This is a genomic window from Rhodococcus sp. ARP2 (assembly GCF_001029585.1).
Lineage (GTDB): Bacteria > Actinomycetota > Actinomycetes > Mycobacteriales > Mycobacteriaceae > Rhodococcus_F > Rhodococcus_F erythropolis.
The window spans coordinates 113,339-135,459 of sequence record NZ_LEKE01000003.1; the positions used below are offsets into that span (position 1 = coordinate 113,339).

The following is a 22,121-nucleotide window of genomic DNA, read 5'->3' on the forward strand; positions in this document are numbered from 1 at the left end:
AACCTGTATTGGCACTAGTGGGGAGTATGTGTGACTGGGAATGACGCAGGTGCTGGTCATGTTTTTGTCGTCCGTGGACGTCTCGAATCAGTGGACTGGGATGCGGCGGTCGTGTCGACGAGCGGCAACTTCGTGCCTCGTGAGCACTGGTGGCCGGTGCTCGGCCTCACGAGTCCAGTGGAAAGCGCACCGGCAGGGGGCAACAGGGTGCGCTCATTTCCGAAGGAAGGGCGGCCGGTATGGCTGCTGAACGTCGCTTCGCGGGGATCGGTGCACCGGCTGGTGGACGGCGTTCGCGAGGTCCTCGACACGATTGCATCTGCTGATATCGAGCCTGGAGGTCGTCGAGTAAAACCACTCATTGCATTGCCGACCTTTGGGGTGGGACTGGGTGGGCAGGGGATGGTTCGTGGCCTTGTTATCAAGGCGTTGATCGAGGCCGCAGTGGAATGTGCTGACAAATACGACTTCGACATCGCATTTGTAGTTGCCAATGCTGCCGATTATGCCGCGTATCAATCGATTCGGCGGGGGCATCTGTTGAGTGCTGGCATCCCTCCGCAGGTCCAGCAATTGGCAGACAGGCTCCAAGCTGGTGAAGCCTCCTTGTTGTTGGGTGCGGGAGTAAGCATTCCCGCCGGATTGCCGTCGTGGGACAGTCTGCTTGAGGCAATTCGGCAGAAGGAACTTCCGGGTGTGAGCAGCGCGGAATTCGCTGAGCTCAATGTCCTCGACCGTGCGCAACTTCTGTCGAAGGAGTTGAAAACGGAGGACGACGGATCGAACGAACTCGGCGAACGCGTTGTTCAGCTGACTGGTCTCGATATCAAACCAACGCTGTCGCATTGTCTTCTGGCGTCTCTGCGAGTCACAAAAGTGGTTACGACCAACTACGATGCGTTGTACGAAAGCGCATTTGAATCAGCGCACGGCGAAAACTCGGTCGCTGTACTTCCGAGAGAAGAAGCCCGCGCGGGAGTTCCGTGGGTACTGAAATTGCACGGCGATGTGGCTGACGCGGCCAGCATCGTCTTGAGTCGCCGAGACTTCGTCAGATACGACGCAGAACGACGTCCGTTGGGCTCGATCGTTCAGTCGCTCATGGCAACCGGACATCTCATAGTTGTCGGAGCATCGATGACCGATGACAATGTGCTCCGGCTTGCACATGAAGTATTGGCGCTCGATGCACGGAACAAGCGCCCACGAACTTTGGGCACCGTAATCACACTGCAGCGGGACGAGATTCGAACTGCCTTGTGGAAGAACGACTTCGACTACGTTGCCGTTTCGGATTCCCTGGATCAGCAAGTGGCTGCACGTGACCTCGAGATATTCCTGGACAAGCTCGCGATCTTGACGAGCGTCGACGCTCCATACTTGTTGGATACAAGATACAAGGGGTTGCTCGAAGGAGGAGAAATCGATTTGGCAGAAAATTTGCGGGCGGCCGCCGAAGTCATCAGATCCTTGCCGCACGAGCACCGAGAGCGATGGAGCAGCCTGGAAGCAGTGTTCGACGAACTGGGCGCCACTCCGCGGCCGCCATCTACAGAGGAGGATCAGCGGGTTTCCCGATCGCGGTCTCAACGACGTCGAATTCGGCTGTCACAGCTGCGCTGAATTCGGCTGTCACAGCTGCGCTCAATTCGGCTGTCACAGCCAGGGCTCGATCGGCTTCTTCACCCACATGATCTTCTCGTCCGGATGCTCACGCCGAGCTTCGGGACGGTCAGGGTTAGCGGCTGCCCACACGGCTTTCTCGTCGAGCAGTCCGGCCGCGATGGTCCAGGTCTCCCGCGTGCTCGGCGGATTGGCGCCGGCCGCACGTGCGAGTTTGCGCAGTCGATCGTCGGGCATCTCTAGCAACTCTGTGCTACTGATATCGCGATCCCAGGCGAACTTGGCCAGGCCGACGGCTTTCTCGCGTCGGCTACGGCTCGCCATGTCGTTGTGCGCAAAGTCTGGTTGGGATGCCACGGCTTCACCTTATCGTCAACGCAATCGAGGCCCTCCCGCGTGAGCGGAAGGGCCTCGATTGCTGTTCTTCACTGTCGGGGTGGCGGGATTTGAACCCACGACCTCTTCGTCCCGAACGAAGCGCGCTACCAAGCTGCGCCACACCCCGTGTCGAACCTCGGTTAGCTTACATTACCGAGTCGACTGACATTAAATCCGCAGGTCAGTTGCGTAGAACCGACGCTGGAGACTCTGCGGAACTGTGTGCGGAGACGTGCTCCGGTTCGCGCCTGGTGGCCGGAACCAGAGTCAACAGAGTTGCCTCGGGGCGGCAGCAGAAGCGCGCCGGCGCCCACGGCGAAGTGCCGATGCCCGCGGAGACGTGCAGCTGGGTGTGCGCGCCCCACTTCGACGGCCCCTTGACCCGGGATCGATCGATCTGGCAGTTGGTGACCAACGCGCCGTAGAACGGAAGGCACAGCTGACCACCGTGCGTGTGGCCGGCGAGCACAAGGTCGTAACCGTCGTCGGCGAACCGATCGAGAACTCGAGGTTCGGGCGAGTGCGTCAGACCAAGCTTGAGCTGGGCGACGGGATTGGGTGTTCCGGCGACGGTGTCGTAGCGATCACGCTTCAGGTGCGGATCGTCGACGCCGGCGGCCGCGATGCGAATACCGGCCACTTCGAGTTCGCGGCGCACGTGGGTCATGTCCAGCCATCCACGTTCGGTGAACGCGGCCCGCAGATCGCCCCAGGGGAGGGGATCCCCGGTGATGCGCTTGTCCTTGTTGAAGATGTAGCTCAGTGGGTTCTTCGGTTTCGGAGCGAAGTAGTCGTTGCTGCCGAAGACGAACAGACCCGGCCGAGCCAACAGATCACCGAGCGCCTGGACCACTGCCGGGACGCTGCGCTGATGCGACAAGTTGTCGCCGGTGTTGACCACGAGGTCGGGGTCGAGGCCTTCGAGCTCACGCAACCAATTCTGTTTCAACCGTTGGTTCGGCATCATGTGCAGGTCGCTGAGATGGAGGACCCGCAGCGACGACGAACCGGGCGCCAGGACTGGCATCGTCACCTCACGCAGTGCAAATGCATTGCGTTCGATGCCGGATGCGTACCCGATCCCTAGTGCAGCGGCGCCCGCGGCACCAAGTGCGGTGCGGGTCAGATTGGTGCGGAACTGGGAAGACACCTCTCAAGGATACGGGTGTGGCGTTCTTCTGCGTCGCTCTCGCCGCCATTTGCAGCTATTCCACAGAGAATTGTGTCCGGGCGGAGGTAACTATCGGCACGCTCGAAACGCCGAGCGCGTAACGTTTCCACCATGTCCGACACGACACCATCGCTCAAAGCCACCCTCCGAACCGACATGGTTGCATCCATGAAGGCGAAGGATCCGCTACGTACAGCCACCCTTCGGATGCTCATGGCAGCCATCCAGACCGAAGAGGTGGCCGGTAAGGAAGCACGAGTCCTCACCGACGAAGAAATCATCAAAGTCCTTGCAAAGGAATCGAAGAAGCGCGGCGAATCGGCCGAGATCTACACCGAGAACGGCCGCGGTGAGCTTGCCGCGAAAGAGCGCGCCGAAGCTCAGATCATCGACGAGTACCTGCCGACGCCGTTGACCGACGCCGAGCTTGTCGACGTCGTCGACACCGCCCTCGCTCAGGTGTCCGAGGAGCTCGGTGAGCGTCCGGGGATGCGTCAGATGGGCCAGGTCATCAAGGCCGCCAGCGCGCTGGCCAAGGGCAAGGCCGATGGCGCCCGTATCTCTGCAGCAGTGAAGTCCCGCCTGTAGAAGCGCGCCACCAGAATCGAAAACGGCCGCGATCTCCGAGTCACTCGGAGATCGCGGCCGTTCTTGTTTTCAGAGCCGTCAGTTTTCAGGGCCGTCAGTTCGGCGGGGTCCCCGCGGGCGGTGCGGGTTCACCTCCGGGCGGAGTCGCATCCGGGGGAGTCGCGCCCGGACCCGGTGCCGGGGCTGCGGGGGATGCGGGAGCTGCCGGAGCCCTCACGGAACCGTCACTGATGTAGATCGTGACGGTCGAACCCGGGATCGCGGACCCGGACGGCGAAACTCCGGTGACCGTTCCCGCGCGTGCTCCGGACGCCGTCGTCACGGAATTGACCGTGAAGCCGGACGCCTGCAACCTCGACGTCGCCGCCGACTGGCTCAGGCCGACAACCTCGGGAACCTGGCCGTTCTGCGATCCCCGTGCGTACTTCTCGTCGATCGGAGGCAGTGAGGTGGGCCCGAAGTTGTTGGCGACCGGGTTCATTGCCGCGAACCAGGATCTCGCCGGTTCGGTACCGCCGTACAGGTTGCCGCTGTAGCAGGGGCGCAGCGGGCTCGAGCAGATCTCTCCCGGCGTCGGGGAGTCGCCGAAGATGTAGACGGCAGCAGCGAGGTTGTTGGTGAAGCCGAGGAACGCCGAGGACTTGTGGGTCTCGGTGGTACCCGTCTTGCCCGACATCGGCAGGCTCCATCCGGCGCTGCTTGCAGCTCCGGCAGACGTACCGGCGCCGACGTCGTCACGGCTCATGGCGTTGGCGAGTGTGTCTGCCAAGCCGGGCTCGACAACCTGCTCACAGCCCTGCTCGGTGACGGCCACAGGCTTGCCGTAGCGGTCGAAGACCGAATCGATGGGACTCGGCGGGCACCACTTGCCGTGCGAGGCGAGAGTGGCCGCGACGTTGGAGAGTTCGAGCGGGTTGATCCAGGTGGGGCCCAGGGTGAACGAACCGAGGTTCTGTTCCTTCTGGAAGTCGGCCATGCTGCGCTCGTCGAAGCCCGAGGTGTTGGGATCAGCGTACGAGCGCATGCCGAGACGGACGGCCATGTCGACGGTCGGCGTGACGCCGGTTGCCTCGATGAGCTTGACGAAAGCGGTGTTGGGGGACTGTGCCAGCGCGTCGGTCACGGACAGCGTCGGCGGGTAGTTGCCGGCGTTCTCCACGCAGTAAGTCGACACCGGGCAACCGGCCGCACCACCGCTACCCATGCCCTTGGCTTCGAATCGCTTGGGCACGTCGAGCGTCGCGTTGATACCGAGGCCCTTCTCCATCGCCGCAGCCGTCGTGAAGATCTTGAAGACGGAACCCGCACCGTCACCCGCAAGGGAGTACGGCTGTGCCTGGACGGTTTCGTCGGCGTCGGCATTGAGACCGTACGTGCGACTGCTGGCCATCGCGATGACCTTGTGTGAATCCTGGCCCGGCCTGATCACGTTCATCACGTTCGCGATGCCGTCGAGGTTGGCGCTCGCGTTCGCGTTCAGTCCGGCCTTGGTGGACGCCTGGACCTGCGGATCGAGAGTGGTCTTGATGAGGTAACCACCCTCGTTGATCTGGTCGCGCGTGATTCCGGCGTCCGAGAGGTACTTCAGTGCGTAGTCACAGAAGAATCCGCGATCGCCTGCAGCGATGCAGCCGCGCGGCAAGTTGTTGGGGGTTTCCAGGACGCCGAGGGGCTCTTCCTTGGCGGCGCGGAACTCGTCGGCACGATCCGGAATGTTCGTGATCATGGTGTCGAGCACGGTGTTACGACGCTCGGTCACGCCCTCGACGTTCGTGTACGGGTTCAGTGCGGAGCTGGACTGAACCATGCCGGCAAGCATCGCCGACTGGGGAACGGTCAGATCTGCGGCATCGACGCCGAAGTAGGTCTGAGCCGCGTCCTGGATGCCGAAGGATCCGTTGCCGAACGGTACGAGGTTGAGGTACCGGGTGAGGATCTCGTCTTTCGTGAGTTCCTTGTCCAGCGTCAGGGCCATCCGGATCTCGCGGATCTTTCGGGCCGGGGTGGTCTCGATGGCAGCGCGGCGCTCGGCATCCGTCTTGGCCACGACCAACAGTTGGTAGTTCTTCACATACTGCTGATCGAGTGTCGACGCGCCCTGCTGCACTTCACCGGTCGTCGTGTTGGTGAGGAAGGCACGCAGCGTTCCCTGCCAGTCGACGCCCTTGTGGTCGGGGAACCGGCGGTCCTCGATGGAGACGATCGCCAACTTCATGTTGTTGGAGATCTTCTCGCTCGGGACTTCGAAGCGTCGTTGGTCGTAGAGCCAGGCAATGGGATTGCCTGCCGCATCGACCATGGTGGACACCGCGGGGACCGTGCCTTCGACCAGTTCGGCCGAGACGTTGTCGACGGTATCGGCGGCGCGGTTGGACGCGAATCCGAATCCGCCCGCCACTGGGAACATCACCCCTGCGACCAGGACACCCGCCAATGCGGAGCTTCCGGCGAGCTTCGCCACTGTTTTTGCAATCGACACGATCTACAGAGTACGTGTGCCCACCCATTGGAACCGGTTTCAGTGTTTTGGGGGTGTTCAAAACCTTCTGAACACGCGCTTTGTACTGCCGTACCAAAAAATGCTCCCGAGCGTCTTGCGTTAGGGCCGTTCTTTACCTAAATTGTGATCAGTGTGATCGACGTAACACTCGATCACGAATGTGTCTCAGCTTTCACCGTGCTACCGCGGGGACGGCTGAGATGGTGCGCTGCTCGCCCTATGGCGACGGTCAGACTTTGTAGAGGGGACCCAGAATGTACACAGCCACCCCGAGTAGCCGTTTGGACATCGAGCAGGCCGAGGCACGAATTGCCTGGGTAACTAAGGCACGATGCCGCGAGGTCGACCCCGACCAACTTTTTGTTCGTGGCGCCGCGCAGCGCAAGGCGGCCACCATCTGCCGTCACTGCCCGGTCCTCATGCAGTGCGGAGCAGATGCTCTCGACAATCGTGTCGAGTTCGGTGTGTGGGGCGGAATGACCGAGCGTCAGCGCCGCGCACTGCTCAAGCAGCACCCCGACGTCGACTCCTGGTCCGAGTTCTTCGAAGACCAGCGCCAGCATCACTCAGCAGTCTGATCCAGGTCGATCGGGGGGATCAGCCCTTACGAGTGAGCTGATCTCCCACCGCGCGCAGCGCCTCGAGGTCCGAGACCTCGAACGGTAGCGACGGAACACCGATCAGCGGCACCCTCGGGTGAGCTGCGGTGAATCGACTCAGTAAGGCGATCTCCCGCTTCGCGATCACTGCCCGATGGGCATGGATGCGGAGAACGGCTGCGGTGAGGGCTTCGGCCTCGGTCGCACTTTCCTTCGCTTCCAGTTTGTCGGCGGCGGTCACCGCATGATCGGCAGGCAGAGCCGTCAATGTCGGGTGCGTGCGGTTGAGAACCAGACCGGCCAACGGCATCGAGTCGCCCGCAAGGCGATCGACGAAGAACGCCGCCTCGCGCAGAGCGTCGGGTTCGGCCGCTGCGATCACCAGGAAATGAGTCCCCGGCTGACGTAGCAACTCGTAGGTCTTCGTTGCGCGTTCACGGAAACCGCCGAACATCGAGTCGAGCGACTGCACGAATGCCGATGCATCCGAAAGCATTTGGCTTCCCACGATGGTGGAGACACCCTTCAGTGCCAATCCCATCGCGCCGGCGACGAGCCTGGTCAGGCCACGGCCGGGTGCGGAGAGCAGCCGGATCATCCGTCCGTCGAGGAATGTGCCGAGCCTCTGCGGGGCGTCGAGGAAGTCGAGCGCATTGCGCGACGGCGGGGTATCGACGATCACCAGATCCCACGCGTCGTTCGACGCCAGCTGCCCCAACTTCTCCATCGCCATGTACTCCTGCGTTCCGGAGAACGATGTGGCAACGGTTTGATAGAAGGGATTCGCCAGGATCTGCTCGGCCTTCTCAGGGCTCGAATGCTCGATGACCATCTCGTCGAAAGTCCGACGCATGTTCAGCATCATTGCGTGCAGTTCGCCCGTGGCCTCGGGACCCAGCTTCACCGGCTGCGGAGTGTTGTCGAGTTCGGCCACACCCAGGGCCTGTGCGAGGCGGCGGGCCGGATCGATGGTGAGGACGACTACGCGTCGGCCCTCTTCGGCTGCACGCAACGCCAGGGACGCGGCCGTCGTGGTCTTGCCGACGCCACCTGCGCCGCAACAAACCACGATCCGGGCCGTCGGGTCCTTGATGATCGCCGAAATATCGAGGGCAGGAGCTGCGCGTCGGCCGGTCCTGGAACTGCCGACCGTCACGTTCTCGGTGGTCTCGGTCATCACACGCCCTGTTCCGTGAGGTATTCGGCAAGCTCGTACAGCCCACCGAGATCGACGCCGTCGGCGAGTGCGGGAAGTTGCACCCGAGCCCCGTCGATCTCGCGGAGCTTCTCGGCGCTGGATTCTTGAGCTTCGAGCACCGAGGCATGCTCGATCGTCTCGGTGAGCAGGCCTGCGAAGTCGTCGTCGGACAGATCGATGCCGACGTCCGAGAGTGTCGACCGGATCGAAGCCGCGTCGATATCGCCGGCAGCGGCACCGGAGAGTTGGTCTTCGGGCAAGAACCTCGGGCTGGCGCGGTTGACGATGATGGCACCGAGGTTGAGGTCGTCGCGCGCCAGTTCTGCGGCGGCGTCGGCAGTTTCCTGAACCGGCAGCGCTTCGAGAAGTGCAACAAGATGTACGACGGTCTCCGGCGAGTGCAGCAGCCGAACGACGCCTTCACTCTGGGAGTGCACCGGGCCACCCTTGGCGAGATCGGCCATCGCCTTGGTGACGTCGAGGAAGCTGCCGATTCGTCCGGTCGGGGGAGCGTCGACGACAACGGCGTCGTACACGCGTTTGCCGGTTCGATCGGTGCGGATGACGCACTCCTTGATCTTGCCGGTGAGCAGAACGTCGCGAAGGCCGGGAGCGATGGTGGTGGCGAATTCGATGGCGCCGAACTTACGCATTGCCCGGCCGGCGAAGCCGAGGTTGTAGAACATTTCGAGGTATTCGAGGAACGCGGTCTCGATGTCGACGGCCAGAGCCATCACTTCACCGCCACCTTCGGCGGCCGCGACTTTGGTCTCCTGCGGTGGAAGCGGCGGTACGTCGAAGAGCTGCGCGATTCCCTGGCGGCCCTCGACCTCCACGAGGAGAACGCGCTTGCCGCCCTCGGCCAACGCGAGCGCCAACGCGGCGGCAACCGTGGACTTACCGGTTCCGCCTTTACCCGACACAAAGTGCAGGCGGGCCTTCGTCGCAGACTCGGGCCAGGTCCTGCTCAGCTCATCTTGGGATGCAACCACACCGCGAGCCTATAAGTCTGGGGCCGAAGATGTACGCGGGATAGGCTCACCGCATGAGCGAAATAACTTCCTGGGAATACACCGTGACTCCGTTGCTGGTCCACAATCCGAAGGCAATTCTCGACAACTGGGGTGTCGACGGCTGGGAACTCGTGGCAGTCCTGCCGAGCGCGTCGGGCGAGCAGCACGTCGCGTACATGAAGCGTCCGAAGGGCTGAATCACATGGCAGAGGCAACACAGACCTGGTCGGAGCGTCTCGCCGAACTGGGCATCGCACTTCCCGCCGTCGCGGCACCCGTTGCTGCGTACGTTCCCGCGGTTCGCAGCGGCAACCACGTGTACACGTCGGGTCAGCTCCCGTTCGTCGACGGAAAACTGGCGCTGACCGGCAAGCTCGGTGCGGGCGTGTCGGATGAGGACGCCAAGGCTGCGGCTCGCACCTGCGCGCTCAACGCTCTCGCTGCCATCGACGCCCTGGTCGGCATCGACAACGTCGTTCGCGTTGTCAAGGTTGTCGGCTTCGTGGCATCCGCCGAAGGATTCACCGGTCAGCCCGGCGTGATCAACGGCGCGTCCGAATTCCTCGGTGAGGTGCTCGGCGACGCCGGTATCCACGCTCGTTCGGCAGTCGGCGTGGCAGAGCTTCCCCTCGGCTCTCCGGTCGAGGTGGAACTGATCGTCGAAGTTCGCTGATGTCGACGGTCCATCCCGCCTACGCGCAGCTTCGCCGCGTCACCGACATCGCTTCGGTCTTGCTCGAGAACAATCCGGGCATGATGACGCTGGACGGTACGAACACCTGGATTCTGCATGCTCCCGGCAGCGTCGAGTGTGTAGTCGTCGATCCGGGCGACAACGACGAGGAACACCTGCAACGTGTCGCTGGTATCGGTCCGGTTGCGCTGACCTTGATCACGCACCGGCACTACGACCACACCGGCGGGGTGGACCGTTTCCATGAATTGACCTCGGCTCCAGTGCGTTCCGTCGACCCCACTTTTCTGCGCGGGGGTGCTTCGGCGCTTGTCGACGGTGAAGTGATCGAGGTGGCGGGTCTGAAGCTGCGGATCCTCGCGACTCCGGGACACACCGCTGACTCGGTGTCGATAGTCATCGAGAACGATGCGAGCGTGCTGACGGGCGACACCATTCTCGGCCGCGGCACCGCAGTTCTGGACGACTCCGACGGCGATCTGGGGGATTACCTCACATCACTGCGGTCGTTGGCCGCACTCGGCGAAGGACTGACGGTTCTTCCCGGGCACGGTCCGGACCTGCCCGATCTGCAGGCGATTTCGCAGCAGTACCTTGCTCACCGCGAGGAGCGTCTAGCCCAGGTGCGGGACGCTCTGACGACGTTGGGGGAGTCGGCATCGGTGCGCGATGTTGTCGAGCACGTCTACTCCGACGTCGACCCGAAGCTGTGGCCGGTGGCGGAGAAATCCGTCAACGTGCAGTTGGCGTATCTGCGCCGCTGAGGCGCTCGGCGCCGACTTAAAGAGTTGAGTTGTCTAGCCGAACTGCCGCCATCTATGCCGATCGAGGTATAGCTGGCGGCAGTTTTTGCATTTGTTTGATATGGGTCACGGGCCAATAGTTAGTCCATGACCTCACAATGCGACGGATGGATCCGCAATTACGTGGACGGCTCCTATGTCGAACCCGACGAGTCGTCGAGCTTCGATCAGGTCGACCCAGCAACGGGCCGTGTTCTCGCCCGGGTCCACGAGGCCGACAAGGCCCTGGTCGATCGGGCCGTGACCTCTGCCAGACGCGCTCTGGACAACGGTTGGGCCGATACGCCGGTCCGCGAGCGGACGGCCCTGCTGCGACGCGCCGCCGACCGGATCGAGGAGCGATTCGAAGAGTTCGTCGCCGCAGAAATGGCGGACACCGGCAAGCCGATCACACAGGCACGCGAACTCGACGTCGCGCGCGCCCTGACGAACTTCCGCACTTTCGCCGACATCGTCGCCGCGGCCGGACAGGAATCGTTTGTCACGGATCTCGCGGGTGGCAAGCAGGCGTTGAACTACGCGATCCGCAAGCCGCTCGGCGTCGTCGCTGTCATCGTTCCCTGGAACCTGCCGCTGCTTCTCCTGACCTGGAAGGTAGCGCCCGCGCTCGCGTGCGGAAACTCCGTGGTGGTCAAGCCCTCCGAGGAAACCCCAGCGACCGCGTCGTTGCTTGCCGAGGTACTCGAAGAAGTCGGCCTGCCTGCCGGTGTCTACAACGTCGTCCACGGGTTCGGTGCGAACTCCGCCGGCGAGTTCCTCACCACGCACCCCGGCATCGACGGTGTCACCTTCACCGGATCTTCGGCAACCGGTTCGCATGTCATGAAAACCGTTGCGCCGCGAGTCCGTCCGGTCTCGTTCGAACTCGGTGGCAAGAACGCCGCGATCGTCTTCGACGACGTCGACATCGACGAAGCGTTGACGGGTCTGACCAAGTCGGTGTTCACCAACACCGGCCAGGTCTGCCTGTGCACCGAACGGGTGTACGTGCACCGCAGCATTTTCGACGACATCGCCGGTGGACTCGTCGAGCGGGCAGCAGGATTGCGTCTGGGCGACCCGACGCTCGATGCAACGACGACCGGACCGCTCATTTCGCAGGCGCACCGGAAGAAGGTTCTCGACTACTTCGAGATCGCCGAGCAGGAAGGCGCGAAAGTGCTGACCGGCGGCGGTATTCCGGACCTCGGACAGGAACTGTCGGGCGGATCGTGGATCGAACCCACCCTGTGGACTGGCTTGACCAACAAGGATCGCGTCGTGCGCGAGGAGATCTTCGGACCCGTCGCAGCACTCATTCCGTTCGACACCGAGGCAGAAGCGATCGCCCTGGCAAACGACACCGAGTACGGCTTGGCGGCCTCCGTGTGGACCAACGACCTGCGCCGTGGACACCGCGTCGCGCAGAGGATGAACGTCGGAATCTCCTGGGTCAACACGTGGTTCACCCGTGAACTGCGATCTCCCTTCGGCGGTATGGGCCTGTCCGGTATCGGACGTGAGGGTGGCGAGTCCTCGCTGCACTTCTACACCGAACCGACGAATGTATGTGTGCAACTGTGAACATCGAAACCGCAAAAGTTTTCCAGAAATGAGCGAGGCGTGATGACAGCCCCCGAAGACACCGTATCCGCGCTCGCGCGTCGCCTCGACGACGCTGCGCAGACTCGCACCGACACCCCGAGCCTCGCCGACGAATACACCATCGACATCGACGAGGCCTACCGGATCCAGAACGAACTCCTCGAACGACGAACCAGCCGTGGCGAATCGATTGTGGGTATCAAGCTCGGCTTCACAAGCCAGGCGAAGATGGCGCAGATGGGTGTCTCCGAAGTGATCGTCGGTCAGTTGACCGACGCGATGTGCGTGAGCAACGGCGGCGAAGTCGACCTGAGGACGTTCATTCATCCCAAGATCGAACCCGAAGTGGCATACCGTCTGTCGAAGGACGTCGACCTCGACGATCCGAACGTCGACATCGAAACCTGCGTCGATGCACTGGCTCCCGCAATGGAGATCATCGACTCGCGCTATCGCGACTTCCGCTTCACCTACACCGACGTCGTCGCTGACAACACCAGCGCTGCCGGGTATGTGATCGGGCGGTGGCTGCCGCTACAGAACGTCGAAGACCGTTCCGTACGTATGGAGGTCGGCGGCGAGACGGTAGTCGGTTCCACGTCGGCCATTCTCGGCGATCCGGCGCGCGCTTTGCATGCACTGCTCGACATCGCCCGCCGACGCCGAATTCCGTTGCGCGCCGGTCAGGTAATTCTGGCCGGTGCCGCCACAGCAGCTGTGCGACTCGACGAGGGCGTCGCACAGTGCACGATCGACGGACTCGGAACCGTCACGGTGAAAGGTGTGAAGCGATGAGTGGGGCGCAGGTCATCGAGAAGCTGGCGAAGCCGCGCGGAAAGTTCCCCCACGTCAAGGTGGTCGGCGATTTCGTCTATGTCTCCGGGACCAGTTCGCGTCGACCCGACAACACGTTTGTCGGCGTCGAGGTCGACGAGATGGGGACGACGGCGCTCGACATTCGGGCGCAGACGCGTGCCGTCATCGAAAACATCGCGGCAATCCTCGCCGAAGTGGGTGGAGAACTCAGTGATCTAGTTCAGGTCACCTCCTACCTGGTGTCCATGAACGACTTCGGTGGATACAACGAGGTGTACGCCGAACTGTTCGACGAAAACGGTCCGACGAGAACGACTGTGGCTGTTCACCAACTGCCCCACCCGCATCTGCTCATCGAAATTTCCGGCGTGGCGTACGTGCCCGCCTCCAAGCGCTCAGCGTCCGAAGATACGGAGAATGCATCATGACCACGATTCCTCCCGTCATCGACTTCAAGAAGTGGATCGACGACAACCGCCACCTGCTGCAGCCGCCTGTCAACAATCAGACGATGGCGCTCGGAGACGACTTCATCGTGCAGGTCGTCGGCGGACCGAACCAGCGGACCGACTACCACCTCGATCCGTACGAGGAGTGGTTCTACCAGCTCGAAGGCGACATCCACGTCAACGTCATGACCGAGGACGGTCCTCAGCGTGTCGACATTCGTGAGGGCGAAACCTGGTTGCTGCCGGGAGACATTCCGCATTCGCCGCAGCGTCCCACTGCGGGCTCCATCGGCCTGGTCATCGAACGCGTCCGCAAGGAAGGCACGCTCGAGAAGTTCCAGTGGTACTGCCTCGAATGCGATCACAAGATTCACGAGGTCGAACTTCAGGTGCGCGACATCGTGGCCGACCTTCCGCCGGTGTTCGTCAAGTTCTACGAGAGCGAAGAAGCCCGCACGTGTGACAAGTGCGGCACGCTCCATCCCGGCAAGGGCTGAGTGATGAGCAACCTGATCGACATCCACACCCACTACGTGCCCAACGGGTGGCCGGACCTGACCGACGACGCGGGGCCGCAAGCGCCGTGGCTGAAGGTCGAGTCGGAGACCGAAGCCATGATCATGATGGGCACCAAGGAGTTCCGCCGCATCCAGTCCGATGCCTGGGACGCCGAGGTGCGGCTTCGGGACATGGATGCCGACGGCGTGCACACGCAGGTCGTCTCGCCGACGCCGGCATTCTTCAATTACGGCCGAAGCGGCGAGCAGGCAAGTCGCATCGCACGGATCTTCAACGACCTCGCGCTCGAGATCGTGGAGCCGGCGAAGGATCGGTTGATTCCGTTCTGCCAGGTGCCTCTGCAAGACACCGACGCAGCGTGCCGTGAGCTCGAGCGGTGCATCGCGAACGGGCACCGCGGTGTCGAGATCGGCAATCATGTGGGCGATCTGGACCTCGACAGCGAGGGCGTGGTGACGTTTCTCCAGCACTGTGCGTCGCTTGACGTGCCGGTGTTCGTGCACCCGTGGGACATGGCCAACTCTCCGCGCCTCGATCGCTGGATGGCGCAGTGGCTCACCGCGATGCCGGCCGAAACGCATCTGTCGATACTCGCGCTGATTCTCGGTGGGGTGTTCGACAAGATCGACGATCGTCTCAAGATCGGATTTGCGCACGGTGGTGGATCTTTCGCGTTCTGGTTGGGCCGGATGGAAAACGCCTGGCACGGCCGCAACGACATCATCGGTACGTCGGAGTTCCCGCCTTCGCATTACCTGGGTAGGTTCTACGTGGATTCCGTCGTCTTCGACGAGCGCGCACTGCGACTGCTGGTGGACACGGTGGGGGTGGACCGTGTGATGGTGGGTAGTGATTACCCGTACCCCTTGGGGGAGCGTCCGGTCGGTGAGGTGGTTCGCAAGAGTGAGTTCTTGGACGATACTGCGCGCCAACTGATTTCGCGGGGGAATGCCGAACGCTTCCTGGGTCTCGTCTGAGACCCCGGCTATACCCTTTCCGGTATGGCGGACGGTGAATTCGGCATTTGTGAGTCATGTCTCGAGCGAGCACAATTCCAAACACAACGATCGACGACGCTCGTGATGCCGACAATCCCGAAGACGGGGTCGGTGACTACAGATTTCATCGTCCGCCTGCCCCATCCAATCGATAGGTTCCGCGATGTCAGACAAGATATCCAACAGCACAACGAGTGACGGAAAGCCGTTGCCGGAGAAAGCTGCCCGTAGCCGAGTTGCCATGGCAACTCTGGCCGGCACAACTCTCGAATGGTACGACTTCTTCCTCTACGGCACAGCCGCCGCGCTGATCTTCAACAAACAATTCTTTCCGAGCCTTAGCCCCACGGCCGGCACGCTGGCTGCCTTCAGCACCTTCGCCGTCGGATTCATCGCGCGGCCGGTAGGTGGGCTCGTGTTCGGGCACTTCGGTGACCGGATCGGGCGCAAGGCCACACTCGTGGTCTCCCTGGTGATGATGGGCGTCGGGTCCACACTCATCGGCCTCATCCCGAACTACGACTCCATCGGATTCTGGGCGCCTGTCCTCCTGGTGGCCATGCGCGTTGTTCAGGGCATCGGTCTGGGCGGTGAAGGCGCCGGCGCGACACTCATGTCGATGGAGCACGCGCCGGCAGGGCAGAAGAATCGTTATGCAGGTTTCCCGCAGATGGGCACACCCGCCGGACTGGTTCTCGCCAACGGCATCTTCCTGACGACCAACGCCGTGATGTCGGACTCGGCATTCGCTTCGTGGGGTTGGCGAATCCCGTTCCTGCTCAGCTTCGTTCTGGTGGCGATCGGTCTGGTGATTCGCCTGCGCGTCACCGAGTCGCCGTCATTCGCCGGGATCATGGAGAAGGGCGAAATAGTCCGCTTCCCGCTGCGCGAGTCGCTCAAGGTCGGCTTCCCCCGGTTGTCTCTCACGCTTGCCGCGTGCTTGGCGAACTCCGCCGTGGCGTACGCCTTCATGGTGTTCACCCTGTCGTACGGAACTCAACATCTGGGCTACGACAAGCAATTCCTGGTGCTCAGCGTGACCGCGGCAGCAGTCCTGTGGTTCCTTTCCATCCCGTTCTGGACCAAGATCGCTGACAAGTACGGTCGTCGACACATGTTCATCGGCGGATCAGCCGCAATCCTGTTGTGGTGCATCGTGTTCTTCCCGCTACTGAACACCGAGAACAAAGTGATCGCTGTCATCGCGTTCCTGGGTATGGGTCTGATCGTGCCGGTCACCCACTGCGTTCAGGGCAGCATCATCGCCGATACCTTCCCGGCCAAGGTCCGCTACTCCGGTTCGTCTCTGATCCTTCAGAGTGGTGCGATTCTCGGCGGTGGACTGGCGCCGATGATCGCCACCGCACTGCTGGACGCCACCGGGTCTTCGGTAGGCGTCACCTGGTACCTCGCCTCGATATGCACAATCAGCCTGGTCGGCGCCATCGCACTGTTCAAGATTGTCCCCGATTCGTCGCGGGGCTTGGAGCACGAGGAGATTCGCGTCTCCGAAAACGCCTGAGTACTGGATTGATCCGACATCGGCCCGTTCCCCCCTCGCGGGGAACGGGCCGATCGGCGTTTCACGGTCGCATGAGCTCAGCTGCAAAGGACTCCAGCGTCGCGATCAGGGCCTGTGCGGACGGGCTCGACGTGCGAGTCGCCGAGGAAGTGATGCCGACGCTGTGCCCGATCGGATCGAGTGTGATGGACAGGGTGGTCAAGCGCGCGTCGTCGCGGGGGATGAGGCTCGGTAGGACCGCGATCATGTCGGTCTCGACCAGCAGCTGGCGCACGGTGAGGAAAGAGGTTGCCTCGACGCGGTTTTCGGGCAACGGCAGGCTGTTGCGGGCGAAGAACTCCTCGAGCTCGCGGCGGAGCACTGTCTCGACCCCGGGAAGGATCCAGGGGAAGCCGCGTAGTTCTTCGAGTTGGACGTCCTCGCGGTGAGCGAGCGGGTGATCCACGCGGGTGACGAGTTCGACGGACTCCGCGTAGAGGTTCCGTCTTATCGCGGTGTCATCGGTAGGTGAGGTGAGCCGGCCGACGATCAGATCGATTCGGCCCGCTTCCAGATCGGTGAGCAACTGTTCGGGCGTACCTTCGCGCACGATGACGGTGAGCAGCGGGTGGTGAACCTTCAGGCGCGCGATAGCGCCGGGAAGCAGCACGTTGGATCCGGCGAGATGTGTTCCCACGATGACGGTTCCGCGATTGGCGTCGGCAAGTTCGACGACGTGCCGCCCGGCTTCGGTCAGCTGCGCGATCACGGCCCGCGCATGAGTTGTGAAGGCCTCGCCGAAAATGGTCGGGGTGATTCCGCGTGGGCCGCGGTCGAAGAGCGAGACACCGAGAATGGACTCGATGTCGTGCAGACTGCGGGTCGCGACGGGTTGTGTGATGTGAAGTGCGGCAGCGGCGCCGACCACGCTGCCCTGACGGCTCAATGCGTCGACGAGCAGGAGATGGCGGAGTTTTAGTCGCCCGTCGAGGAGCTTGGGCATGTCCATGGAGCAATCCTAGACGGGATTGCCGCGAGTGGGTAGGCGCCCGAAGTTGCTCAGAAGAAGGTGATTCCGATCGGTTGGGCCGAGGTGTACTTCTCCCAGGTTTCGCTGCTGTCCGGACTTCCCGTGTGCGCAAACGACGTCCAGTGCCGGCGTATCCGACGGCCCAGTGCGTCGATGTTCTGCCAGTCGCTGCTGCCCAGCATCGGTGAGCTCTTCCAGGACTGGTCGGTTCCCAACACGAAGGGTAGTTCGATGCAGTGAGTGGCTCCGAAGACGTCGTCCGTCGGTGCCCAGTCGAAGCGATACGTGTACACCGACGCGCCGGCCGCTGTGAAGGCGTCGGCCAGCTCCATCGCAGGTTCGGCAAACATGTTCTGTGTCAGTGCCTTTTCGGCGACGCGTTCGGGATCGGGTACTCCCGCTACGTCGCGCACGAAAGCGGATCCCTCGTCGCGGGTGTATCCCACGATGACGTCCGGCGCTGTTTCGAAAGTTCGGATCACCGGATCCAGTTCGGAAATCGGTGCGAAGGGCGGTTGCACGACATTGGGGGACCGCCAGCTGAACTCGATTGCGGTGCTGCGGAATGCGTCGAGAATGCGGGAGAGTGGCGCGGTCCGAGGATCTCCGTCGAGCAGTCGGGCAAATGTTTCACCGTTCTCGATCGCGGCAGCCTGCGTGAAGTTGAGGTCCGGCCGTGGAGTGCTCTGCAGAATTGCTCGATGGAACAGAGTTCGAGAGTTGTTACTGCTCAACAGATTCACAATCGAATGAGCGCCGGCCGACTGCCCGAACACGGTGACCGAGTCTGGGTCGCCGCCGAATGCCTCGATGTTCTCGCGCACCCACTCGAGCGCTGCGATCTGATCGTGGACCCCGAGATTGCCTTCGCTGACGCCGTCGAGGAGGAGGTATCCGAGCACGCCGACGCGGTAGTTGACCGACACCACGACGACGTCGCCCTCGGCTGACAAAGCGCCGCCGTCGTACCAGGGGAGGGAGCCGCCGCCACTGGAGTAACCGCCACCGTGAAGCCAGACCATCACCGGGCGATGACCGGTCAGCGACGGGGTTGTGACGGTGACGGTGAAGCTGTCCTCGCTCTGCTCCGGTTCGGGGAGCGGTGGCCCCATGATGCGCTCGAGCCGTGAAGGTGGTTGGGGGAAGACCGTTCCAAGCGCTGTGGCGTCGAAAACGTCGGAGAACGGTCCCGCCGGCCGCGGCTTCTCGAAGCGCGCTGCGCGGGCGTAGGGGATCGCACCGAAGTAGTAGGAACCGTCACGCTTTAGGCCGCGGATCTTCCCCGAAGCTGTGGATGCGATCACCGTCTCGGACGAGGGCATGGGTTCCTTTCCTCTTGTGCATACCTTTTCGAGCATGCCAGGTGCATGCCGCGGCACAAATGCCTTTGTGGTCGTGCGGTATGCGTTACGGCGTGAGTGCCTGTACCAGTCGATCTTCGAGTCGCGTCGTCACTCGGCTGTATACGGCACCGTCGTCCAGGGCTCGGGACATCACTATTGCGCCTTGGATTCCGGCCACGGCTTCTTCGGCGAGTCCGGTGGAATCTTCGGCGCCGACGAGTGCCGCCTCGAGCGCCGCGGTCCATTCGTCGAAGTAGGTTCGCACTTTGGCCCCGAAGCGGTTTCGCTCTTCACCGAGTGCAAATGCGCCGAACAAGCAAATGCGTTGCCCTGACCGAAAGTAGTCGGCGACGGTAGCGAACATGCTCTCGATGCGCTGCTGCGGTGGAACCGACTCTGCTCGAAGCGGTTCGAAGACTTCGGTGCGAAACCATCCGTCGACCTCGTCGAGTACGGCCTCGGCCATCTCTTCCTTCCCTCGCGGAAAGAAGTTGTAGAGACTGCCTTTGCCCAAACCGGTGTGTTCGGTGATGACGGCCAGGCTTGCTCCGTCGAACCCGTAGGTTCGAAACACGTTCGCGAGAGCGGGGATCGTGTCCGAGCGTTCAGCTACCTGTCTGGCCATGGATTCATCCTTTCATCACAGACCCAACTCGCTCAGGCCCGGATGATCGTGCGGGCGTGGTCCGGTCGAATCCCAGAAGAACTTTCGCTCGGACTCCGCGATGGGGACGTCGTTGATGCTGGCATGACGGTGATGCATGAGGCCGTCCGCGTCGAATTCCCAGTTCTCGTTGCCGTAGGAGCGGAACCACTGCCCGTCGTGATCGTGCCACTCGTACGCGAATCGCACGGCGATGCGGTCGTCGCCGTGTGCCCACAACTCTTTGATCAACCGGTAGTCCAGCTCGCGGGTCCACTTCTCGGTCAGAAGTTCGACGATTTCGGATCGGCCGGTGACGAACGTCGACCGATTGCGCCACCAACTGTCCGGCGTGTAGGCCAGCGACACCTTGTGCGGATCGCGTGAGTTCCATCCGTCCTCGGCGAGGCGGACCTTCTGGACGGCGGTTTCGTGGGTGAAGGGCGGAATCGGTGCTCGGACGGTCATTGCGTGGCCTCTCGATCGGACGTGTACCTATCGGTACACACTTTACCGATAGGTACAACAAGAGTCCAGGGAATGACTTCGGCCGCCCCCACCGAAGTGGGAGCGGCCGAAAGAGTCGAGAAGGAAGAAACTAGCGGGCGCGACGAGCCAGACGCTCGGAATCCGAGATCAGAACGCTCTTGCCTTCGAGGCGCAGCCATCCGCGGTGTGCGAAATCGGCGAGCGCCTTGTTGACGGTCTCGCGGGAAGCGCCGACGAGCTGGGCGATCTCTTCCTGCGTGAGGTCGTGAGTGACGCGCAGGGCGCCACCTTCCTGAGTGCCGAAGCGCTGCGCGAGCTGCAGGAGCGCCTTGGCCACACGGCCGGGAACGTCCGTGAAGATCAGGTCGGCCAGGGTGTTGTTGGTACGACGCAGTCGGCGGGCGAGAACGCGCAGCAGCTGCTCGGCGATCTCGGGGCGCTGCTGGATCCATGCCTTGAGAGCGTCGCGGTCCATGCTCACGGCGCGAACCTCGGTGACGGTCGTAGCCGTCGAGGTGCGGGGGCCGGGGTCGAAGATGGACAGTTCGCCGAACATGTCGGACGGGCCCATGATCGTCAGTAGGTTCTCGCGACCGTCGGGTGAGCGTCGACCGATCTTCACCTTGCCGGACACGATGATGTACAGGCGGTCACCGGGTTCACCTTCGTTGAAGATGACATGTCCACGGGGGAAGTCGACGGGCTGCAGCTGCTTTGTCAGCGCCGCTACCGCTGAGGGCTCGACTCCTTGGAAGATGCCGGCTCTTGCCAGGACGTCGTCCACGTGCGCTCCTTGTTGGGATTTGTTCGTTTGTGGTGTCATTTTTGCGCTAACTATCTTTGTACCCGCGCTGCGCACAAACCGTCGTACACAGGCTCAGCCCTCATGAGTGAGACACTGTGTCCAATGCAATCTGTGTTCAATGCAACAGGTACGGCATCGAAGTCTACGTCCCGATAGCTCGCGACGAGTGATTGATGCCACGTAAGAGCCGAAAATTCTTCCGGAATCCGCTGCGGTGACTACTTTGTATGGCCGTCAACTTGCCCGTTGTGTCCGGATTTCGCCCAGGCTGGCGCTCTCGGGAGCCTCCGACTGGCGGCCCTTCCGCTTCCGGTGGAAGCGAGCGAACGCATGGGGAAACCCATCGCTTGCCAGGCGGGCGACGTCGTCGTGACTTGCCTGATCGAGGAAGTCTTCTACTTCGTGCTCTTGAACCGAGAGCCGACGCAATCGCCCTTCGACTCGTTCCATCGCCAGGGCAAAGAGCATCAGCAGTAGCGGAAAGAGAATTACTGCGAGTCCTTGCATAGGGGGAAGTAAACACGTCGAAGGTCTCAGAATCGACACGACGGAGTCTCCACTCATGTCGTATCCGTACAGTTGTCTGAGTGCAGACCACCCCGACAGGCAGTTCAGAGCAGCGGAAGAAACCGCGTTCGGGGGGTGCGCGGAAGGAAGAATCACACCTCGGATTGGTACGCCGGGCGCGTCGGATGAATCGCGAGCTCGCTGTGGCTTTCCCGCACGTGTATTGCGAACTCGACTTCACGACTCCGTTGGAACTGGCAGTGGCGACAATCCTGTCGGCGCAATGCACTGACGTCCGCGTCAACATGGTCACGCCGGCGCTCTTCGCCCGCTATCCCGACGCGAAGGCATACGCGGAAGCCGATCGGACCGAACTAGAGGAGTACATCCGCTCCACCGGCTTCTACCGGAACAAGACGACGTCGTTGATCGGCCTCGGTCAGGCGCTACTCGAACGCCACGACGGTCAGGTCCCGAACAAGCTCGAAGATCTGGTGAAACTCCCAGGCATCGGACGCAAGACCGCGAACGTCGTGCTGGGCAATGCCTTCGACATCCCGGGAATCACCGTCGACACCCACTTCGGTCGGCTCGTGCGCCGGTGGAAGTGGACCGAGGAAGAAGATGCCGTCAAGGTGGAACACGCCGTCGGGGCACTGATCGAACGTAAGGAATGGACACTGCTCTCGCACCGCGTGATCTTTCACGGCCGCCGGGTCTGCCACGCGCGCAAGCCCGCGTGCGGGGTGTGCGTTCTGGCCAAGGACTGCCCGTCGTACGGACTCGGCCCGACCGACAAAACCGAGGCCGCGGCCCTGGTGAAAGGCCCCGAGACCGACCATCTGCTCGCCCTGGCAGGGTTGTGATCGC

24 protein-coding genes and 1 tRNA gene are annotated in these 22,121 nt (G+C 62.4%); 13 read left to right on the forward strand and 12 right to left on the reverse strand.

What is annotated here, in order from left to right:
- The first annotated feature begins 30 nt into the window (after nt 1-30).
- Complete coding sequence (locus ABX74_RS01785; protein ID WP_133728587.1) at nt 31-1,623, forward strand: SIR2 family protein; 1,593 nt, start codon at nt 31-33, stop codon at nt 1,621-1,623.
- A gap of 33 nt (nt 1,624-1,656) precedes the next feature.
- Here ABX74_RS01785 and ABX74_RS01790 read toward each other — a convergent pair whose 3' ends face one another.
- The 3 genes from ABX74_RS01790 to ABX74_RS01800 all read right to left on the reverse strand — a co-directional run bounded on the left by ABX74_RS01790 (nt 1,657) and on the right by ABX74_RS01800 (nt 3,151).
- Entirely contained in the window at nt 1,657-1,980 is a 324-nt protein-coding gene (locus ABX74_RS01790; RefSeq protein WP_020968253.1) for a hypothetical protein, read from the reverse strand.
- A 74-nt stretch (nt 1,981-2,054) separates the two neighbouring features.
- Nucleotides 2,055-2,128 (reverse strand) — tRNA-Pro (locus ABX74_RS01795).
- Between the two features lie 54 nt (nt 2,129-2,182).
- Nucleotides 2,183-3,151, reverse strand: coding sequence for a metallophosphoesterase (locus ABX74_RS01800; protein WP_003943461.1), 969 nt, complete (start codon nt 3,149-3,151; stop codon nt 2,183-2,185).
- Between the two features lie 132 nt (nt 3,152-3,283).
- On the opposite strand from ABX74_RS01800, the gene ABX74_RS01805 reads away from it, so the two are divergent.
- Nucleotides 3,284-3,760 (forward strand): GatB/YqeY domain-containing protein, encoded by a 477-nt coding sequence (locus tag ABX74_RS01805; protein ID WP_003943491.1) that lies wholly within the window; start codon nt 3,284-3,286, stop codon nt 3,758-3,760.
- A 94-nt stretch (nt 3,761-3,854) separates the two neighbouring features.
- Here ABX74_RS01805 and ABX74_RS01810 read toward each other — a convergent pair whose 3' ends face one another.
- Nucleotides 3,855-6,221, reverse strand: coding sequence for a penicillin-binding protein (locus ABX74_RS01810; protein WP_047888099.1), 2,367 nt, complete (start codon nt 6,219-6,221; stop codon nt 3,855-3,857).
- 293 nt (nt 6,222-6,514) lie between these two features.
- On the opposite strand from ABX74_RS01810, the gene ABX74_RS01815 reads away from it, so the two are divergent.
- Complete coding sequence (locus ABX74_RS01815) at nt 6,515-6,838, forward strand: WhiB family transcriptional regulator (protein ID WP_019746605.1); 324 nt, start codon at nt 6,515-6,517, stop codon at nt 6,836-6,838.
- A gap of 19 nt (nt 6,839-6,857) precedes the next feature.
- Here the strand turns inward: ABX74_RS01815 and ABX74_RS01820 are convergent, their stop codons facing one another.
- Entirely contained in the window at nt 6,858-8,036 is a 1,179-nt protein-coding gene (locus tag ABX74_RS01820; RefSeq protein ID WP_029254327.1) for an ArsA family ATPase, read from the reverse strand.
- Nucleotides 8,036-9,049 (reverse strand): ArsA family ATPase, encoded by a 1,014-nt coding sequence (locus tag ABX74_RS01825; RefSeq protein ID WP_019746607.1) that lies wholly within the window; start codon nt 9,047-9,049, stop codon nt 8,036-8,038. The genes ABX74_RS01820 and ABX74_RS01825 overlap by 1 nt, the downstream gene beginning before the upstream one ends.
- 53 nt (nt 9,050-9,102) lie before the next feature.
- Here ABX74_RS01825 and ABX74_RS30285 point away from each other — a divergent pair, with 53 nt between their 5' ends.
- The 9 genes from ABX74_RS30285 to ABX74_RS01865 all read left to right on the forward strand — a co-directional run bounded on the left by ABX74_RS30285 (nt 9,103) and on the right by ABX74_RS01865 (nt 16,455).
- Nucleotides 9,103-9,267, forward strand: coding sequence for a hypothetical protein (locus tag ABX74_RS30285; protein ID WP_003943454.1), 165 nt, complete (start codon nt 9,103-9,105; stop codon nt 9,265-9,267).
- Nucleotides 9,268-9,272: 5 nt separating this feature from the next.
- The gene (locus ABX74_RS01830) at nt 9,273-9,743 is read left to right on the forward strand and encodes a RidA family protein (protein ID WP_003943508.1); all 471 of its coding nucleotides are present in this window, start codon (nt 9,273-9,275) and stop codon (nt 9,741-9,743) included.
- Nucleotides 9,743-10,528, forward strand: a complete 786-nt coding sequence (locus ABX74_RS01835) for an MBL fold metallo-hydrolase (protein ID WP_029254328.1) — start codon at nt 9,743-9,745, stop codon at nt 10,526-10,528. Before ABX74_RS01830 ends, ABX74_RS01835 begins: the two co-directional genes overlap by 1 nt.
- Nucleotides 10,529-10,654: 126 nt before the next feature.
- Entirely contained in the window at nt 10,655-12,130 is a 1,476-nt protein-coding gene (locus ABX74_RS01840) for a 2-hydroxymuconic semialdehyde dehydrogenase (protein WP_047888100.1), read from the forward strand.
- A 42-nt stretch (nt 12,131-12,172) separates the two neighbouring features.
- Nucleotides 12,173-12,946 carry a 2-keto-4-pentenoate hydratase gene (locus tag ABX74_RS01845; protein ID WP_042950503.1) on the forward strand — a complete coding sequence of 258 codons (774 nt, stop codon included), beginning with the start codon at nt 12,173-12,175 and terminating at the stop codon, nt 12,944-12,946.
- Nucleotides 12,943-13,395, forward strand: coding sequence for a RidA family protein (locus tag ABX74_RS01850; RefSeq protein ID WP_019746612.1), 453 nt, complete (start codon nt 12,943-12,945; stop codon nt 13,393-13,395). The genes ABX74_RS01845 and ABX74_RS01850 overlap by 4 nt, the downstream gene beginning before the upstream one ends.
- A complete protein-coding gene (locus ABX74_RS01855) occupies nt 13,392-13,913 on the forward strand; it encodes a 3-hydroxyanthranilate 3,4-dioxygenase (RefSeq protein ID WP_003943511.1) in 522 nt (173 codons plus the stop codon). Before ABX74_RS01850 ends, ABX74_RS01855 begins: the two co-directional genes overlap by 4 nt.
- 3 nt (nt 13,914-13,916) lie before the next feature.
- Nucleotides 13,917-14,912, forward strand: coding sequence for an amidohydrolase family protein (locus tag ABX74_RS01860; RefSeq protein ID WP_021342675.1), 996 nt, complete (start codon nt 13,917-13,919; stop codon nt 14,910-14,912).
- Nucleotides 14,913-15,096: 184 nt separating this feature from the next.
- The gene (locus ABX74_RS01865) at nt 15,097-16,455 is read left to right on the forward strand and encodes an MFS transporter (protein ID WP_047888101.1); all 1,359 of its coding nucleotides are present in this window, start codon (nt 15,097-15,099) and stop codon (nt 16,453-16,455) included.
- Nucleotides 16,456-16,516: 61 nt separating this feature from the next.
- Here the strand turns inward: ABX74_RS01865 and ABX74_RS01870 are convergent, their stop codons facing one another.
- The 6 genes from ABX74_RS01870 to ABX74_RS01895 form a co-directional block, all read right to left on the reverse strand.
- Nucleotides 16,517-17,443, reverse strand: a complete 927-nt coding sequence (locus tag ABX74_RS01870) for a LysR substrate-binding domain-containing protein (protein ID WP_019746616.1) — start codon at nt 17,441-17,443, stop codon at nt 16,517-16,519.
- A gap of 50 nt (nt 17,444-17,493) precedes the next feature.
- Nucleotides 17,494-18,786 carry a carboxylesterase family protein gene (locus ABX74_RS01875; protein WP_047888102.1) on the reverse strand — a complete coding sequence of 431 codons (1,293 nt, stop codon included), beginning with the start codon at nt 18,784-18,786 and terminating at the stop codon, nt 17,494-17,496.
- Nucleotides 18,787-18,871: 85 nt separating this feature from the next.
- Nucleotides 18,872-19,432 carry a TetR/AcrR family transcriptional regulator gene (locus ABX74_RS01880; protein ID WP_020905969.1) on the reverse strand — a complete coding sequence of 187 codons (561 nt, stop codon included), beginning with the start codon at nt 19,430-19,432 and terminating at the stop codon, nt 18,872-18,874.
- A 15-nt stretch (nt 19,433-19,447) separates the two neighbouring features.
- On the reverse strand, nt 19,448-19,918 hold the full coding sequence (locus ABX74_RS01885) for a DUF1348 family protein (protein WP_019746619.1): 471 nt from the start codon (nt 19,916-19,918) through the stop codon (nt 19,448-19,450).
- A 130-nt stretch (nt 19,919-20,048) separates the two neighbouring features.
- Nucleotides 20,049-20,723 carry a Crp/Fnr family transcriptional regulator gene (locus ABX74_RS01890; RefSeq protein ID WP_003943506.1) on the reverse strand — a complete coding sequence of 225 codons (675 nt, stop codon included), beginning with the start codon at nt 20,721-20,723 and terminating at the stop codon, nt 20,049-20,051.
- A 255-nt stretch (nt 20,724-20,978) separates the two neighbouring features.
- Complete coding sequence (locus ABX74_RS01895; RefSeq protein WP_019746620.1) at nt 20,979-21,251, reverse strand: hypothetical protein; 273 nt, start codon at nt 21,249-21,251, stop codon at nt 20,979-20,981.
- An 80-nt stretch (nt 21,252-21,331) separates the two neighbouring features.
- On the opposite strand from ABX74_RS01895, the gene nth reads away from it, so the two are divergent.
- Nucleotides 21,332-22,117, forward strand: coding sequence for an endonuclease III (gene nth / locus ABX74_RS01900; RefSeq protein ID WP_003943471.1), 786 nt, complete (start codon nt 21,332-21,334; stop codon nt 22,115-22,117).
- Nucleotides 22,118-22,121 lie beyond the last annotated feature (4 nt).